The sequence below is a fragment of the Pseudomonas sp. B22(2017) genome, from assembly GCF_002113105.1.
Lineage (GTDB): Bacteria > Pseudomonadota > Gammaproteobacteria > Pseudomonadales > Pseudomonadaceae > Aquipseudomonas > Aquipseudomonas asiatica.
The window spans coordinates 169,782-185,705 of the sequence record NZ_NEJN01000009.1; the positions used below are offsets into that span (position 1 = coordinate 169,782).

The following is a 15,924-nucleotide window of genomic DNA, read 5'->3' on the forward strand; positions in this document are numbered from 1 at the left end:
CGCAAAGGGCTATCTCCGACCAACCGTGTTTTATTTTTTACGGAGGTGTTGTGTAAAAAAATGAACAAGGCTAAGCTCGGTCTCAACCCAGAACACAATAATACGAGGGTCACATGGTCCGCTTGCCGAGACCTGAAAGCACTGCCTGCGCAGTGCCATCGGGTACATCCGTCATTTTTGCAAGCTTCGTCAATGGCGTGGCCGCCCTGGCCGCAATAATTGACGTTTGGTGCTCCCGGACCTGCCCTCGCAGCGGCTTGCCGCCCTTCGTTTCGTCTTCCTGCCTTTCGAACTCATTACGGACACACTTGTTTTCAGTGTATCCACTGCGGCTCTGCGCGGGGGTTTTTGCTTTAGCAATGTACTCCATCCAGAATCAGTGCGCGGACCACCTTACCTCCTGAGGTATTTATGAGTAACAACCTCGACCAGCTCACCGATTGGTTGAAAGAGCACAAGATCACCGAAGTCGAATGCATGATCAGTGACCTGACCGGCATCACGCGCGGCAAGATTTCGCCTACCAACAAGTTCATCGCCGAAAAAGGCATGCGCCTGCCTGAGAGCGTGCTGCTGCAGACCGTGACCGGCGACTACGTCGACGACGACATCTATTACGAACTGCTGGACCCGGCGGACATCGACATGATCTGCCGCCCCGACGAGAACGCCGTGTTCCTGGTGCCATGGGCCATCGAGCCGACCGCCCAGGTGATTCACGACACCTACGACAAGAAGGGCAACCCGGTCGAACTGTCGCCGCGCAACGTGCTGAAGAAAGTCCTCAAGCTATACGCCGACAAGGGCTGGCAGCCGATCGTCGCGCCGGAGATGGAGTTCTACCTGACCAAGCGCAGCGAAGACCCGGACTTCCCGCTGCAGCCCCCGGTAGGCCGTTCGGGCCGGCCGGAAACCGGCCGCCAGTCGTTCTCGATCGAAGCCGCCAACGAATTCGACCCGCTGTTCGAAGACGTCTACGACTGGTGCGAACTGCAGCAGCTGGACCTCGACACGCTGATCCATGAAGACGGCACGGCGCAGATGGAGATCAACTTCCGTCATGGCAACGCTCTGCACCTGGCCGACCAGATCCTGGTGTTCAAGCGCACCATGCGCGAGGCCGCGCTCAAGCACAATGTGGCCGCCACTTTCATGGCCAAGCCCATGACCGGTGAGCCAGGCAGTGCCATGCACCTGCACCAGAGCGTGGTCGACGTGGCCACCGGCAAGAACATCTTCAGCAACGACGACGGCAGCATGAGCGAACTGTTCCTGCACCACATCGGTGGCCTGCAGAAGTTCATCCCCGAGGCATTGCCGCTGTTCGCCCCCAACGTCAACTCGTTCCGCCGCTTCCTGCCCGACACCTCGGCGCCGGTGAACGTGGAATGGGGCGAGGAAAACCGTACCGTCGGCCTGCGCGTGCCGGACGCCGGCCCGCAAAGCCGCCGGGTCGAGAACCGCCTGCCAGGCGCCGACGCCAACCCTTACCTGGCCATCGCCGCCAGCCTGCTGTGTGGCTACATCGGCATGGTCGAAGGCATCGACGCCAGCGCGCCGGTGCAGGGCCGTGGCTACGAACGCCGCAACCTGCGCCTGCCACTGACCATCGAAGATGCCCTGGAACGCATGGAAAACAGCCGTGCACTGGTGCAGTACCTGGGCAAGAAGTTCATCACCGGCTACGTCGCCACCAAGCGCGCCGAGCACGAGAACTTCAAGCGAGTCATCAGTTCCTGGGAGCGTGAGTTCCTGCTGTTTGCTGTCTGATCAACTTGGTGCCGCAGGACGCGGCTGTCGAACAACGGAGAAGCACATGAGCGTCAACAACCCGCAAACCCGTGAATGGCAAACCCTGAGCGGGGAGCATCACCTCGCGCCCTTCAGCGACTACAAGCAGCTGAAGGAGAAGGGGCCGCGCATCATCACCAAGGCCCAGGGTGTGCATTTGTGGGATAGCGAGGGGCACAAGATCCTCGACGGCATGGCTGGCCTGTGGTGCGTGGCTGTGGGCTATGGCCGTGAAGAACTGGTGCAGGCGGCAGAAAAGCAGATGCGCGAGCTGCCGTACTACAACCTGTTCTTCCAGACTGCCCACCCGCCTGCGCTGGAACTGGCCAAGGCGATCTCCGACGTGGCGCCGCAAGGCATGACCCATGTGTTCTTCACCGGCTCCGGCTCCGAAGGCAACGACACCGTGCTGCGCATGGTCCGCCATTACTGGGCGCTGAAAGGCAAGCCACAGAAGCAGACCATCATCGGCCGCATCAACGGCTACCACGGCTCCACCGTGGCTGGTGCCAGCCTGGGTGGCATGAGCGGCATGCACGAGCAGGGCGGCCTGCCGATTCCTGGCATCGTGCATATCCCACAGCCTTACTGGTTCGGCGAAGGCGGCGACATGACCCCGGATGAGTTCGGGGTGTGGGCGGCCGAGCAGCTGGAGCAGAAAATCCTCGAAGTCGGCGAAGACAACGTCGCCGCCTTCATCGCCGAGCCGATCCAGGGTGCCGGCGGCGTGATCATCCCGCCGGAAACCTACTGGCCGAAGGTCAAGGAGATCCTCGCCAAGTACGAAATCCTGTTCGTTGCCGACGAAGTGATCTGCGGTTTCGGCCGCACCGGCGAGTGGTTCGGCTCCGACTACTACGACCTCAAGCCCGACCTGATGACCATCGCCAAGGGCCTGACTTCCGGTTACATCCCCATGGGCGGTGTGATCGTGCGTGACACCGTGGCCCAGGTACTCAGCGAAGGCGGCGACTTCAACCACGGCTTCACCTACTCCGGCCACCCGGTAGCGGCGGCGGTGGGCCTGGAAAACCTGCGCATCCTGCGCGACGAGAAAATCGTCGAGAAGGCGCGCACCGAAGCGGCACCTTATTTGCAAAAGCGTTTGCGTGAGCTGCAGGACCACCCTCTGGTGGGCGAGGTACGCGGCCTGGGCCTGCTCGGCGCGATCGAGCTGGTCAAGGACAAGGCCACCCGCAGCCGTTACGAAGGCAAGGGCGTGGGCATGATCTGCCGCACCTTCTGCTTCGAAAACGGCCTGATCATGCGTGCGGTGGGTGACACCATGATCATTGCGCCGCCGCTGGTGATCAGCCATGCAGAGATCGACGAACTGGTGGAAAAGGCACGCAAATGCCTGGACCTGACGCTCGAAGCGATTCGTTGACAGTTTGCTAGGCTAGCGATGTGACATTAAGTCGTTACAAGGCCCTGCTTTCCTTGATACAGGGCCTTGTAACTTGCCAGACTAGCGACTGTTTCAGTCGCCGCGCGCTCTGCACCGTAGGTCCTGGCTGCTGAACAGATGGCTAAATAAAAAATTCTGGAGCATTACGCATGAATAAATTGGGCAAGACGTTGCTGGCCACCGCCCTGATGGGTGCCATGGCTACCGCTGTTCAGGCTGAAGACAAGGTGTTGAACGTCTACAACTGGTCGGACTACATCGCTCCGGACACCATCGCCAAGTTCGAGAAACAGTCGGGCATCAAGGTCAAGTACGACGTATTCGACAGCAACGAAACCCTCGAGGCCAAACTGCTGGCCGGCAAGTCCGGCTACGACATCGTAGTGCCGTCCAACAACTTCCTGGCCAAGCAGATCAAGGCTGGCGTGTATGAGGAACTGGACCGCTCCAAGTTGCCGAACTGGAAAAACCTCGACCCTGACCTGCTCAAGGCCGTTGGCGATGCCAGCGACAAGGACAACAAGCACGCCTTCCCGTACATGTGGGGCTCGATCGGTATCGGCTACAACCCGGAGAAGGTCAAGGCCGCGCTGGGCGTGGACAAGATCGACTCGTGGGACGTGGTGTTCAAGCCTGAGAACATCGCCAAGCTCAAGAGCTGCGGCGTTAGCTTCCTCGATGCCCCGACCGAAATGCTCCCGGCTGCTCTGCACTACCTGGGCCTGCCGACCGACAGTACCAAGAAGGAAGACCTGAAGGCCGCCGAGGACCTGTTCCTCAAGATCCGTCCTTCGATCACCTACTTCCACTCGTCCAAGTACATCGGCGACATGGCCAACGGCAACATCTGCGTAGCTGTCGGTTACTCGGGTGACCTGGAGCAGTCCAAGGCCCGTGCCCACGAAGCTGGCGACAAGGTCAAGGTGGACTACGTCATTCCGAAGGAAGGTGCCGGTACCTTCTACGACATGGTCGCCATCCCCAAGGATGCCGAGCATAAAGACGCTGCCTACCAGTTCATGAACTTCCTGATGCAGCCGGAAATCATGGCCGAGATCACCAACGCCGTGCGCTTCCCGAACGGCAACGCTGCCGCCACCCAGTTCGTGGACAAGGAAATCACCAGCGATCCGAGCATCTATCCACCAGCTGAAGTGAAGAAGCAGCTGTACGCGATCGCTGCGCCTGAAGCTTCTGCCCAGCGTGTGATCACCCGCAGCTGGACCAAGATCAAGTCGGGCAAATAAGCCCGATGCGGTACCTCTGGGTCGGGGAATCCCGGCCCAGAGCCAGTGAAAGGCAATTGATGATTGCGGCATCGAAGCTGCGAAGGTAAGTTGCGCGCCGGTTTTGCGTGTGCGGCAGCATTGTCGCTACCCAGGCACTGATTGTGAGGACCACCCACTTGTCCATTTCTGTATTCCGCAAGGCCTTGATGGCTGGAGCGGGCCTGACGCTGGCATGCAGCGTCCAAGCGGCGCCTACGGTGCACTTCTACAACTGGTCCGACTACATCGGCCCGACCACACTCGCGGACTTCGAGAAAGCCACAGGCATCAAGCCCGTGCAAGATGTGTTCGATTCCAACGAAACTCTGGAAGGCAAGCTGCTGGCCGGCAATACCGGCTATGACGTGGTAGTGCCGTCCAACCATTTCCTCGGCAAGCAGATCAAGGCGGGCGCGTTCCAGAAGCTCGACAAGAACCTGCTGCCCAATTATTCCAACCTGGACCCGGCGCTGATGAAGCGCCTGGAAAGGAACGACCCGGGCAACCAGTACGCCGTGCCTTACCTGTGGGGCACCAACGGCATCGGTTACAACGTCGACAAGGTGAAGGCCGCGCTGGGCGTGGACACCATCGACTCCTGGGCAGTGCTGTTCGAGCCCGAGAACATGAAGAAGCTCGCCAAGTGCGGCGTGGCCTTCCTCGACTCGGCGGACGAAATGCTGCCGGCGGTGCTCAACTACATGGGGCTGGACCCCAACAGCACCAATGCCAAGGACTACCAGGCCGCCGAGAAGAAACTGCTGGCGGTACGCCCGTACGTGACCTACTTCCACTCGTCCAAGTACATCACCGACCTGGCCAACGGCGACATCTGCGTCGCGGCAGGTTTCTCAGGTGATGTGTTCCAGGCCAAGACCCGCGCCGAAGAAGCGAAGAAGGGCGTGAACCTGGCCTACGCCATTCCCAAGGAAGGCGGCAACCTCTGGTTCGACGTGCTGGCGATTCCCAAGGACGCCAAGAACGTCAAAGAGGCGCATGCCTTCATCAACTATTTGCTGAAGCCTGAGGTTATCGCCCAGGTCAGTGATTACGTCGGTTACGCCAACCCGAACCCCAAGGCTGGCGACCTGATGGACCAGGCCGTGAGGACTGACGCCGCGGTTTACCCACCGCAGGAAGTGCTGAACAAGATGTTCGTGAATTCAGAGTTGCCACCCAAGGTGCAACGGCTGATGACCCGTAGCTGGACCAAGGTCAAGTCGGGCAAGTAAAAATCCAGGCCCGTGGCGGCACCTGTAGCACAGGGCTCGCGGGCACAAAAATCTTGTTGGGAGTTTCACTCATGGCAGTTGCCTCCGGTGCCTATAAAAAAGCCCTCGAGGGTGGCCAGCAACCCAAGCAGGTGCTGGTCAAGATCGACCGGGTCACGAAAAAGTTCGACGAAACGGTAGCCGTGGACGATGTGTCCCTGGAAATCCGCAAGGGCGAGATCTTCGCCCTGCTGGGGGGCTCCGGTTCTGGCAAGTCCACCTTGCTGCGCATGCTGGCCGGCTTCGAACGCCCGACCGAAGGGCGGATCTTCCTCGATGGCGTCGACATCACCGACATGCCGCCCTACGAGCGGCCGATCAATATGATGTTCCAGTCCTACGCGCTGTTCCCGCACATGACCGTGGCGCAGAACATCGCCTTCGGTCTGCAGCAGGACAAGATGCCCAAGGCCGAGATCGACGCCCGCGTGGCCGAGATGCTCAAGCTGGTGCACATGACCCAGTACGCCAAGCGCAAGCCGCACCAGCTGTCCGGCGGCCAGCGCCAGCGCGTGGCACTGGCCCGCTCGCTGGCCAAGCGCCCCAAGCTGCTGCTGCTCGACGAGCCGATGGGTGCACTGGACAAGAAACTGCGTTCGCAGATGCAGCTGGAACTGGTGGAGATCATCGAGCGCGTTGGCGTGACCTGCGTGATGGTGACCCACGACCAGGAAGAGGCCATGACCATGGCCCAGCGCATCGCCATCATGCACCTGGGCTGGATCGCCCAGATCGGCTCGCCGGTGGACATCTACGAGACGCCTACCAGCCGCCTGGTGTGCGAATTCATCGGCAACGTCAACCTGTTCGAAGGTGAAGTGGTCGACGACGCCGAAGGCCACGCGATCATTGCCAGCCCGGAGCTGGAGCGCAAGATCTATGTCGGCCACGGCATCACCACGTCGGTGGAAGACAAGCACATCACCTACGCCCTGCGCCCGGAAAAGATGCTGGTCACCACCCAGCAACCGACCTGCGAGCACAACTGGTCGCGCGGCAAGGTTCACGACATTGCCTACCTGGGTGGCCACTCGGTGTTCTACGTCGAGTTGCCGAGCGGCAAGGTCGTCCAGTCGTTCGTCGCCAACGCCGAGCGCCAGGGCACCCGCCCGACCTGGGGCGATGAAGTGTACGTGTGGTGGGAAGACGACAGCGGCGTGGTACTGCGGTCATGAAACTGCGCAAGCTCAAGCGAGCCTTCCAGCGTATTACCCCGGAGGGGCGGCACCTGGTGATCGGCGTGCCGTTCATCTGGCTGTTCCTGTTCTTCATGCTGCCGTTCTTCATCGTGCTGAAGATCAGCTTCGCCGAAGCCGACGTGGCGATCCCGCCGTATACCGAGATCTACAGCTACGTCGAAGACAAGGTCCAGCTGGTGCTCAACCTGGCCAACTATGGCCTGTTGACCGAGGATGAGCTGTATATCTCGGCCTACCTGGGCTCGCTGAAGATGGCCTTCTTCAGCACCCTGCTGTGCCTGTTGATCGGCTACCCGATGGCCTATGCCATTGCCAACGCCAAGAAGGAAACCCAGACGGTCCTGCTGTTGCTGATCATGATGCCGACCTGGACCGCGATCCTGATCCGCGTCTATGCCTGGATGGGTATTCTCAGCAACAACGGCCTGCTCAACGGCTTCCTGCTGTGGACCGGGTTGATCGACCAGCCGCTGCAAATCCTCAACACCAACCTGGCGGTGTACATCGGCGTGGTCTATTCGTACCTGCCGTTCATGATCCTGCCGCTGTTCGCCAACCTGGTGAAGCACGACCCGAGCCTGCTCGAGGCCGCTTCGGACCTGGGTTCGAGCACCTTCAACAGCTTCTGGAAGATCACCGTACCACTGTCGAAGAACGGCATCATCGCCGGCTGCATGCTGGTGTTCATCCCGGTGGTAGGCGAGTTCGTGATCCCTGAACTGCTTGGCGGCCCGGAAACCCTGATGATCGGCAAGGTGCTGTGGCAAGAGTTCTTCAACAACCGTGACTGGCCGGTGGCCTCTGCGCTGGCGGTGGTCATGCTGGCGATCCTGATCGTGCCGATCCTGCTGTTCAACCGCAGCCAGGCCAAAGAAATGGAGGGCAGGGCATGAAGCGCTTCAGTTTCTCCAAGCTGATGCTGGTGCTCGGCTTGCTGTTCATCTACCTGCCGATGCTGATCCTGGTGATCTACTCGTTCAACGCCTCCAAGCTGGTGACGGTGTGGGGTGGCTGGTCGGTGAAGTGGTACGTCGGCCTGCTCGACAACACCCAGTTGATGGGGTCGGTGATGCGTTCGCTGGAAATCGCCTGCTACACGGCGGTGGCGGCGGTGGCGCTGGGTACCTTGGCGGCGTTCGTGCTGACCCGGGTTACCCGCTTCAAGGGACGCACGCTGTTCGGTGGCCTGGTCACCGCGCCGCTGGTAATGCCCGAGGTGATCACCGGCCTGTCGCTGTTGCTGCTGTTCGTGGCCATGGCGCAGATGATCGGCTGGCCGCAGGAGCGTGGCATCGTCACCATCTGGATTGCCCATACCACGTTCTGTGCCGCGTATGTGGCGGTGGTGGTGTCGGCACGCCTGCGGGAGCTGGACCTGTCGATCGAGGAAGCGGCGATGGACCTGGGTGCCAAGCCGTGGAAGGTGTTCTTCCTGATCACCATCCCGATGATTGCGCCATCGCTGGCGGCGGGCGGCATGATGTCGTTCGCCCTGTCGCTGGATGACCTGGTACTGGCCAGCTTCGTCTCCGGCCCTGGTTCGACCACCTTGCCGATGGAAGTGTTCTCGGCTGTGCGCCTGGGCGTGAAGCCGGAGATCAACGCCGTGGCCAGCCTGATCCTGCTGTCGGTGTCGCTGGTGACCTTCTTCGTCTGGTACTTCAGCCGCCAAGCGGAAGAGCGCCGGCGCAAGGCGATACAGCAGGCGATCGAAGAGGGCGCTGCGGCGAATGCTTCGCAGCCACAGGTCAAGCGCCCGGCGCAGGTTGCTGCGTCGGCCTGACCTGGCCCTTTCGCGGGCTTGCCCGCTCCCACAAGGACATCACAGCCTTCAGGCTTGTGGTGATCCTTGTGGGACAGAGGTACCAAAACCTTCAGGTTTGTGGTGAGCCCTGTGGGAGCGGGCAAGCCCGCGAAGGCCCCAACGCCGACTCAAAGCCATACCGCATCCCAGTGTGGATAGTCCCTGACACTTCTGACCAATCCTGCCCTCAAGGGATTGGCAACAATGTACCGGGCTACATGCACCACACACTCTTCCCGCCGCAGCGCATGGTCATGGTAACCGGGTTGCCAGATCGGTTTGTGCCTGACACCTGCCTTGCGTAACGCAATGGCTGTGCGTGATTTGAACTTGCGCATCAACGTTCCCAATGCCACTTCCTTCAGCTCGACCAGCCAGTGCAGGTGGTCCGGCATCACTACCCAGGCCAGGGAATGGCAATCCTGAATGTCATTTGAAACCCGCAGATGTTTGACCACCAGGCGAGCATTGTCGAAGTCATGGAACAGTGGTTTTCGTTGGTGGGTGATGGTGGTCAGCAGGTAGAGCCTGCCTGGCTCGGAGTAGCGCCCACGACGCAGTCGGTGGGATTCGGCTAATGGCATTGTGATCTTCCTTGAAATTGAACCTCCTTTTGAAAGGTAGTGGCTGAAGCGGGGGGACCGGGTGGCTGATGGTTTCTGAATATGGCAGAAGCTCATGCATTGCTGTGCCGGCCTCTTCGCGGGCATGCCCGCGAAGAGGCCCTGAAGGCGTACGACTTTTCATCAACTCAAACCAAAGGCTTCAGCTGGATCGGCTTGGGAATTATCCTACGAGCCGTGTGGAAGCTGCTCTGTTGTAGGGGAAATGCCCTAGGGATAACGTCGTCGGGACTGGGTGTGAGAACCCAACGATATAGTGCTTTCGTCATGGCAACCGTGCGCGGGCAGACTTACGTCTGGCTGCGTTCCTATATCCGCGGTTTCTCACCTCGCGTACGGTTGCCGCCCTGATCCGTGAGAAAGATGCAGGTGGCAACTCCTTGTCCAGATATAGGAGATCCACCATGACCAATTCTGCTCCAGGCACTTCCCATCCATCACACAGCAGCACCGTCGGCCGCGAAACCTGCATGGACCTTTTCCGCGTCCAGGCCAATATCCCCTTCAACCATGCCTTCTCCGAACTCTCCGTAATGCTCGGTTGCATCAATCACCTGACGACCGAAGCCGAGATGGAAAATGACCGGCTGGCCGGTAGTGCCGCGAGAATTCTCAGTGGCTTTGCAAAAGCACTGATCGATGACATCGAACTTGGACTGAACAAGGCTTCAGTTCAGCTCTGACCTTCACCCTTTCGCGGGCACGCCCGCTCCCACAGGTACAGCGCACGCTTGAGGCTGGCGACCATCCTGTGGGAGCGGGCGTGCCCGCGAAGAGGCCCGCGCAGGCGCCGAAAATGCCAGCTTGATCGCAGTCAGTGCCGTTTATCGAACCCTGATCTACGCTAACAGTCGCATTCCACGAATCATTTGCGCGCAAGCAAGGAGCCTGCATGACGTTGATACGTCCGCTGTTGGTCGTCTGCCTGGGGCTTGTGTCCCTGCTGTCGGGCTGTAGTAAGGAAGAAACCACCGAAACACTGCCACGCGTAGGCGTGCAACAGGTATCACCCACCGATTTCGCTGCCAGGGTCACCCTGACTGGCGATGTGCAGGCGCGGGTGCAGACCGACCTGTCGTTCCGTGTGGGCGGCAAGATCATTTCGCGCAGTGTCGATGTCGGCGACCACGTAAAGGCCAACCAGGTGTTGGCGCGGCTGGACCCGAAAGACCTGCAGAACAATGTCGACTCGGCCAAGGCCGAGGTGTTCGCCGCGCAGGCGCGGGTCACCCAGACCAGTGCCGCGTTCGTGCGCCAGCAAAAGCTGTTGCCCAAGGGCTACACCAGCCAGAGCGAATACGATTCCGCCGAAGCCGCGCTGCGTAGTAACCAGAGCGCGCTCAAGGCCGCACAGGCGCAATTGGCCAACGCCAACGAACAACTGAGCTATACCGCGCTGGTCTCCGAGGCCGATGGTGTCATCACCGAGCGCCAGGCCGAAGTCGGCCAGGTGGTGCAGGCGACCATGCCAATCTTCAGCCTGGCCACCGATGGCGACCGTGATGCCGTGTTCAATGTCTACGAATCGCTGCTGGTGGCCCCGCCCAGCGATGCCGGCGTGATCGTCAGCCTGCTGGACGACCCCAAGGTTCAGGCCCGTGGCTTCGTGCGCGAAATCACCCCTACGGTGTCCGCGCAAAGCGGCACGGTACAGGTCAAGGTCGGGCTGAGGGATGTGCCGCCAGGGATGCAACTGGGTGCACCGGTGACGGCCACCACCAATGCCCAGGGCCGACCAAGTATCGAGCTGCCATGGTCGGCACTGACCAAGGCCCTGCATGAGCCCGCCGTCTGGGTAGTGGGCGAGGGTGACAAGGTAGAGCTGCGCAAGGTCGAGGTCAGCCGTTACCTCACCGGCAGGATCGTGGTCGCCAGTGGCCTGAAAGGCGGCGAGACCGTGGTGGTCAATGGCGGGCAGTTGCTGCACCCCGGCATGCAGGTACTGAAGATCGATGCCAAGGCCAAAGGGGGTGAGCTATGAAGCGCCTGCTGCTGATGCTGTCGGCCGGCGTGCTGTTGGCCGGCTGCAGTAGCGAGGATGAAGTGCCGGAGCCGATTCGGCCGGTGCTGTCGGTCAAGGTCGAACCCCAGGTGCAGTCGCAGCTGGGCCGCTTCGCCGGCAGTATCCAGGCCCGTTTCGAAAGCACCTTGGGCTTCCGGGTTTCCGGGCGAATTGCCCGGCGCTGGCTGGATGTGGGCGCCCAGGTGAAACCGGGCGACACCCTGGCCACCCTCGACCCGACCGACCAGCAGAACCAGTTGCGCGCCGCCGAGGGCGACCTGGCCAAGGTGCAGGCGCAGTGGATCAACGCCCAGGCCGATGCCCGCCGGCAGCAACAGTTATATGACCGTGGCGTAGGTGCCCAGGCCCAGCTGGATATCGCCCAGACCAACCTGAAAACCACCAGCGCGGCGTTGGAGCAAGCGCGCTCTGCGCTCAGCCAGGCGCGTGACCAGCTCGATTACAGTACCCTGCGCACCGACCACGCCGCGGTAATCACTGCCTGGCAGGCTGAAGCCGGGCAGACCGTCACCGCTGGCCAGGCCGTGGTAACCCTGGCCAGACCGGATGTGAAGGAAGCGGTGATTGACCTGCCGATCGGCCTGGCCGAGCAGTTGAGCAAAGGCCTGACCTTCACCGTTGCTTCGCAGCTGGACCCGACCATCAACACCACCGCCAGCCTGCGGGAACTGGAACCCCAGGCCGACGCCACCACGCGCACCCGCCGTGCGCGCCTGACCCTGGCCAGCACCCCGGCGGCCTTCCACCTGGGCACCGCCATCAGCGTGACCCTGAGTTCGGAGGTGTCGCCGCGCAGCGAACTGCCCTTGAGTGCCTTGCTCGAGCGCGACGGCAAGACCCAGGTATGGGTGATCGATACGCAACAGAAGACCGTGGCCACTCGTGATGTGGCCCTGATCGGCCGCACCGCCGACAGCGTCGTCCTGAGCTCGGGCGTACAACCCGGCGAGCGGGTGGTGACTGCGGGCGTGAATAGCCTCAAGCCTGGCCAGAAGGTCACCTTCGACGAGGATGCGCAATGAAAGGAAGCTTCAACCTGTCCGACTGGGCGCTCAAGCATCAATCGTTCGTCTGGTACCTGATGTTCGTTGCCCTGTTGATGGGGATTTTCTCCTACTTCAACCTGGGCCGTGAGGAAGACCCGTCGTTCACCATCAAGACCATGGTCATCCAGACCCGCTGGCCCGGCGCTACCCAGGACGAAACCCTGTACCAGGTCACCGACCGTATCGAGAAGAAGCTCGAGGAACTCGACTCCCTCGACTACACCAAAAGCTACACCCGCCCCGGCGAATCCACGGTCTACGTGTACCTGCGCGACACCACCAAGGCCAAGGACATCCCGGAAATCTGGTACCAGGTGCGCAAGAAGATCCAGGACATTCGCGGTGAATTCCCTGCAGGTATCCAGGGGCCCGGGTTCAACGATGAATTCGGCGATGTGTTCGGTTCTATCTATGCCTTCACTGCCGACGGCCTGACCCTGCGCCAGCTGCGCGACTACGTGGAGCAGGCGCGGGCCGAAGTGCGCGATGTGCCCAACATCGGCAAGATCGAGCTGATCGGCACCCAGGACGAAGTGCTGTACTTGAACTTCTCCACCCGCAAGCTGGCAGCCTTGGGCATCGACCAGCGGCAGGTCATGCAGGCCCTGCAATCGCAAAACGCCGTGACCCCTGCCGGTGTGATCGAGGCAGGGCCTGAACGTATCTCGGTGCGTACATCTGGGCAATTCACCTCGGAAAAGGACCTGGAAACCGTCAACCTGAAGATCAACGACCGCTTCTTCCGCCTGGCAGACATCGCCGATATCGAGCGCGGCTACGTCGACCCTCCTTCGCCGATGTTCCGCTACAACGGCCAGACGGCGCTGGGCCTGGCCATCGGCATGAAGGCCGGCGGCAATATCCAGGTGTTCGGCGCGGCGCTGAAAAAGCGCATGGACCAGGTGGTCGAAGACCTGCCGGTGGGCGTCGGGGTGCACACTGTTTCCGACCAGGCCGTGGTGGTCAAGCAAGCGGTCGGCGGCTTTACCAGTGCGCTGTTCGAGGCGGTGGTGATCGTGCTGGCGGTGAGCTTCGTCAGCCTCGGCGTGCGTGCCGGGCTGGTGGTGGCCTGCTCGATCCCGCTGGTGCTGGCCATGGTGTTCGTGTTCATGGAGTACAGCGGTATCACCATGCAGCGGATTTCGCTGGGGGCGCTGATCATCGCCCTGGGCCTGCTGGTGGATGATGCGATGATCACTGTGGAAGTGATGGTCACACGGCTGGAAATGGGCGAAAGCAAGGAGCAGGCGGCGACTTTTGCCTATACCTCCACAGCCTTCCCCATGCTCACCGGCACCCTGGTGACTGTGGCCGGTTTCGTGCCGATCGGCCTCAACGCCAGTTCGGCGGGTGAATACACCTACACGCTGTTTGCGGTAATTGCCGTGGCACTGATGGTGTCGTGGGTGGTGGCGGTATTCTTCGCCCCGGTGTTAGGCGTGCACATCCTCAGCAGTGCCAAGCTCAAGCACCATGAAGCCGAGCCCGGGCGCGTCGGCCGGGCCTTCGAGCATGGTTTGTTGTGGTGCATGCGCAACCGCTGGCTGACCATCATCGGCACCGTGGTGCTGTTCGCCCTGGCGATCTTCTGCGAACGCTTCGTGCAGAACCAGTTCTTCCCGTCCTCTGACCGCCCGGAAATCCTCGTCGACCTCAACCTGCCGCAGAACGCCTCGATCGAGGAGACGCGCAAGGTGGTCGACCGTTTCGAGGCGCGAATCAAGGACGACCCGGACCTGGTGCACTGGAGTACCTATATCGGCCAGGGCGCGATCCGCTTCTACCTGCCCCTCGACCAGCAGTTGCAGAACCCGTACTACGCGCAGCTGGTGATCGTCAGCAAGGGCTTCGAAGAACGCCAGGCCATGATGGAGCGCCTGCAGAAGATCCTGCATGAAGAATTCGTTGGCGTCGGCACCAACGTGCAATCGCTGGAAATGGGCCCACCGGTGGGCCGGCCGATCCAGTATCGGGTAAGCGGTGCCAATATCGACGAGGTTCGCAAGCACGCCATCGAGCTGGCCACCTTGCTCGACCAGAACGAACACATCGGCGAGATGATCTACGACTGGAACGAGCCGGGTAAGGTGCTGCGCGTGGAAATCGCCCAGGACAAGGCGCGCCAGCTGGGCCTGTCGTCGGAGGACGTGGCCAATGTGATGAACAGCATCGTCAGCGGCGTGCAGATCACCCAGGTCAACGACAACATCTACCTGGTCGACGTGGTCGCCCGTGCCGAGGACAGCGAGCGTGGCTCGCCGGATACCTTGCAGAACCTGCAGATCCTGACACCCAACGGCACTTCGATCCCGCTGCTTGCGTTCGCTACTGTGCGCTACGAGCTGGAGCAGCCGCTTGTGTGGCGTCGTGACCGCAAGCCGACCATCACCATCAAGGCATCGGTCAACGGTGACATCCAGCCCACCGACCTGGTGGCCCAGCTGAAGCCGAAGATCGACGAGTTCGCCAGCAAGTTGCCGGTGGGCTTCGAAGTGGCCACCGGCGGCACGGTGGAGGAGAGCGCCAAGGCGCAGGGGCCGATCCGCAAGGTCATCCCGCTGATGCTGTTCCTGATGGCGACGTTCCTGATGATCCAGCTGCACAGCGTGCAGAAGCTGTTCCTGGTGGTCAGCGTGGCGCCGCTGGGGTTGATTGGCGTGATCATTGCGCTGGTGCCCACAGGTACGCCCATGGGCTTCGTGGCGATTCTCGGCATTCTCGCGCTGGCGGGCATCATCATTCGTAACTCGGTGATCCTGGTGACGCAGATCGATGAGTTCGAAGCCCAGGGCTTGTCGCCGTGGGATGCGGTGGTGGAGGCAACCAACCACCGGCGCCGGCCGATTCTGCTGACCGCGGCGGCGGCGAGCCTGGGCATGATCCCGATTGCCCGCGAAGTGTTCTGGGGGCCGATGGCCTACGCCATGATTGGCGGGATCATCGTGGCGACCCTGCTGACGCTGCTGTTCCTGCCGGCCTTGTATGTGGCCTGGTACAAGATCCGCGAGCCACAGAAGAAACCCTCCTGACCACGCATCCCCTTGTAGGAGCAGCCTCGTGCTGCGAAGAGGCCGGTAAATTCATCATCAAATGCTGATGGGATTGCCGGCCTCTTCGCAGCACGAGGCTGCTCCTACAAGGGAAATGCGGTGCTTGAAAAATGGTTATATAAACATTCTCAAACAGTATTTTTAAGAATAATCCCGCCTCACTACTATTGCCCTCAAGCCAGGCGCAAATCCCCTTCAAACCTCAGCCCGGCACCCTCACTCCAAGGAGAACGAGCATGAGTGCATCTCTGCGTAGCATCGACGGTCAGGACGAAGCCACCATTCTGCGGGAAATCCAGAGCGCTCTGCGCGACCTGCGATTCGGTGCGGTGGAGATCACCGTGCACAACGCTCAGGTCGTACAGATCGAGCGCAAGGAGAAGTTCCGCCTACAGCAGCCCGGCAACAAGACCGGCTGATCGCACCACACATTCAAAAACT

14 protein-coding genes are annotated in these 15,924 nt (G+C 61.1%); 12 read left to right on the plus strand and 2 right to left on the minus strand.

The features are described from left to right. Positions 1-109 precede the first annotated feature (109 nt). Positions 110-370: a hypothetical protein gene (locus CAG18_RS18705; protein ID WP_015272221.1), complete on the minus strand. Its 261-nt coding sequence runs from the start codon at positions 368-370 to the stop codon at positions 110-112. Between the two features lie 41 nt (positions 371-411). Here CAG18_RS18705 and CAG18_RS18710 point away from each other — a divergent pair, with 41 nt between their 5' ends. The 7 genes from CAG18_RS18710 (at position 412) to CAG18_RS18740 (ending at position 8,720) form a co-directional block, all read left to right on the plus strand. Next, a complete protein-coding gene (locus CAG18_RS18710; protein WP_013974708.1) occupies positions 412-1,770 on the plus strand; it encodes a glutamine synthetase family protein in 1,359 nt (452 codons plus the stop codon). A gap of 46 nt (positions 1,771-1,816) precedes the next feature. Continuing rightward, positions 1,817-3,178, plus strand: a complete 1,362-nt coding sequence (locus CAG18_RS18715) for an aspartate aminotransferase family protein (protein WP_015272220.1) — start codon at positions 1,817-1,819, stop codon at positions 3,176-3,178. Positions 3,179-3,348: 170 nt separating this feature from the next. Further along, complete coding sequence (locus CAG18_RS18720) at positions 3,349-4,446, plus strand: polyamine ABC transporter substrate-binding protein (RefSeq protein WP_039615410.1); 1,098 nt, start codon at positions 3,349-3,351, stop codon at positions 4,444-4,446. Between the two features lie 158 nt (positions 4,447-4,604). Beyond that, complete coding sequence (locus CAG18_RS18725; protein WP_015272218.1) at positions 4,605-5,699, plus strand: polyamine ABC transporter substrate-binding protein; 1,095 nt, start codon at positions 4,605-4,607, stop codon at positions 5,697-5,699. Positions 5,700-5,770: 71 nt separating this feature from the next. After that, positions 5,771-6,913: a polyamine ABC transporter ATP-binding protein gene (potA, locus tag CAG18_RS18730; protein ID WP_013974704.1), complete on the plus strand. Its 1,143-nt coding sequence runs from the start codon at positions 5,771-5,773 to the stop codon at positions 6,911-6,913. Further along, positions 6,910-7,830: an ABC transporter permease subunit gene (locus CAG18_RS18735; protein ID WP_015272217.1), complete on the plus strand. Its 921-nt coding sequence runs from the start codon at positions 6,910-6,912 to the stop codon at positions 7,828-7,830. Before potA ends, CAG18_RS18735 begins: the two co-directional genes overlap by 4 nt. Then, positions 7,827-8,720: an ABC transporter permease subunit gene (locus tag CAG18_RS18740; RefSeq protein WP_003258560.1), complete on the plus strand. Its 894-nt coding sequence runs from the start codon at positions 7,827-7,829 to the stop codon at positions 8,718-8,720. Before CAG18_RS18735 ends, CAG18_RS18740 begins: the two co-directional genes overlap by 4 nt. Before the next feature lie 149 nt (positions 8,721-8,869). Here CAG18_RS18740 and CAG18_RS18745 read toward each other — a convergent pair whose 3' ends face one another. Continuing rightward, on the minus strand, positions 8,870-9,325 hold the full coding sequence (locus CAG18_RS18745) for a transposase (protein WP_054573417.1): 456 nt from the start codon (positions 9,323-9,325) through the stop codon (positions 8,870-8,872). Between the two features lie 443 nt (positions 9,326-9,768). On the opposite strand from CAG18_RS18745, the gene CAG18_RS18750 reads away from it, so the two are divergent. The 5 genes from CAG18_RS18750 to oscA all read left to right on the plus strand — a co-directional run bounded on the left by CAG18_RS18750 (position 9,769) and on the right by oscA (position 15,902). Continuing rightward, positions 9,769-10,047 (plus strand): DUF3077 domain-containing protein, encoded by a 279-nt coding sequence (locus CAG18_RS18750; protein ID WP_054573416.1) that lies wholly within the window; start codon positions 9,769-9,771, stop codon positions 10,045-10,047. A 209-nt stretch (positions 10,048-10,256) separates the two neighbouring features. After that, positions 10,257-11,345, plus strand: coding sequence for an efflux RND transporter periplasmic adaptor subunit (locus CAG18_RS18755; protein WP_024087886.1), 1,089 nt, complete (start codon positions 10,257-10,259; stop codon positions 11,343-11,345). Continuing rightward, positions 11,342-12,409, plus strand: a complete 1,068-nt coding sequence (locus CAG18_RS18760) for an efflux RND transporter periplasmic adaptor subunit (protein ID WP_025341031.1) — start codon at positions 11,342-11,344, stop codon at positions 12,407-12,409. The genes CAG18_RS18755 and CAG18_RS18760 overlap by 4 nt, the downstream gene beginning before the upstream one ends. Further along, complete coding sequence (locus CAG18_RS18765) at positions 12,406-15,462, plus strand: efflux RND transporter permease subunit (protein WP_054573415.1); 3,057 nt, start codon at positions 12,406-12,408, stop codon at positions 15,460-15,462. The genes CAG18_RS18760 and CAG18_RS18765 overlap by 4 nt, the downstream gene beginning before the upstream one ends. A 257-nt stretch (positions 15,463-15,719) precedes the next feature. After that, positions 15,720-15,902 (plus strand): sulfur starvation response protein OscA, encoded by a 183-nt coding sequence (oscA, locus tag CAG18_RS18770; protein WP_003258557.1) that lies wholly within the window; start codon positions 15,720-15,722, stop codon positions 15,900-15,902. The last annotated feature ends 22 nt before the right edge of the window (positions 15,903-15,924 follow it).

Coding starts and splice junctions, on each gene's coding strand:
- CAG18_RS18705 (WP_015272221.1), bottom strand. CDS start 370: ATGGAGTACATTGCTAAAGCAAAAACCCCCGCGCAGAGCCGCAGTGGA.
- CAG18_RS18710 (WP_013974708.1), top strand. CDS start 412: ATGAGTAACAACCTCGACCAGCTCACCGATTGGTTGAAAGAGCACAAG.
- CAG18_RS18715 (WP_015272220.1), top strand. CDS start 1,817: ATGAGCGTCAACAACCCGCAAACCCGTGAATGGCAAACCCTGAGCGGG.
- CAG18_RS18720 (WP_039615410.1), top strand. CDS start 3,349: ATGAATAAATTGGGCAAGACGTTGCTGGCCACCGCCCTGATGGGTGCC.
- potA (WP_013974704.1), top strand. CDS start 5,771: ATGGCAGTTGCCTCCGGTGCCTATAAAAAAGCCCTCGAGGGTGGCCAG.
- CAG18_RS18735 (WP_015272217.1), top strand. CDS start 6,910: ATGAAACTGCGCAAGCTCAAGCGAGCCTTCCAGCGTATTACCCCGGAG.
- CAG18_RS18740 (WP_003258560.1), top strand. CDS start 7,827: ATGAAGCGCTTCAGTTTCTCCAAGCTGATGCTGGTGCTCGGCTTGCTG.
- CAG18_RS18745 (WP_054573417.1), bottom strand. CDS start 9,325: ATGCCATTAGCCGAATCCCACCGACTGCGTCGTGGGCGCTACTCCGAG.
- CAG18_RS18750 (WP_054573416.1), top strand. CDS start 9,769: ATGACCAATTCTGCTCCAGGCACTTCCCATCCATCACACAGCAGCACC.
- CAG18_RS18755 (WP_024087886.1), top strand. CDS start 10,257: ATGACGTTGATACGTCCGCTGTTGGTCGTCTGCCTGGGGCTTGTGTCC.
- CAG18_RS18760 (WP_025341031.1), top strand. CDS start 11,342: ATGAAGCGCCTGCTGCTGATGCTGTCGGCCGGCGTGCTGTTGGCCGGC.
- CAG18_RS18765 (WP_054573415.1), top strand. CDS start 12,406: ATGAAAGGAAGCTTCAACCTGTCCGACTGGGCGCTCAAGCATCAATCG.
- oscA (WP_003258557.1), top strand. CDS start 15,720: ATGAGTGCATCTCTGCGTAGCATCGACGGTCAGGACGAAGCCACCATT.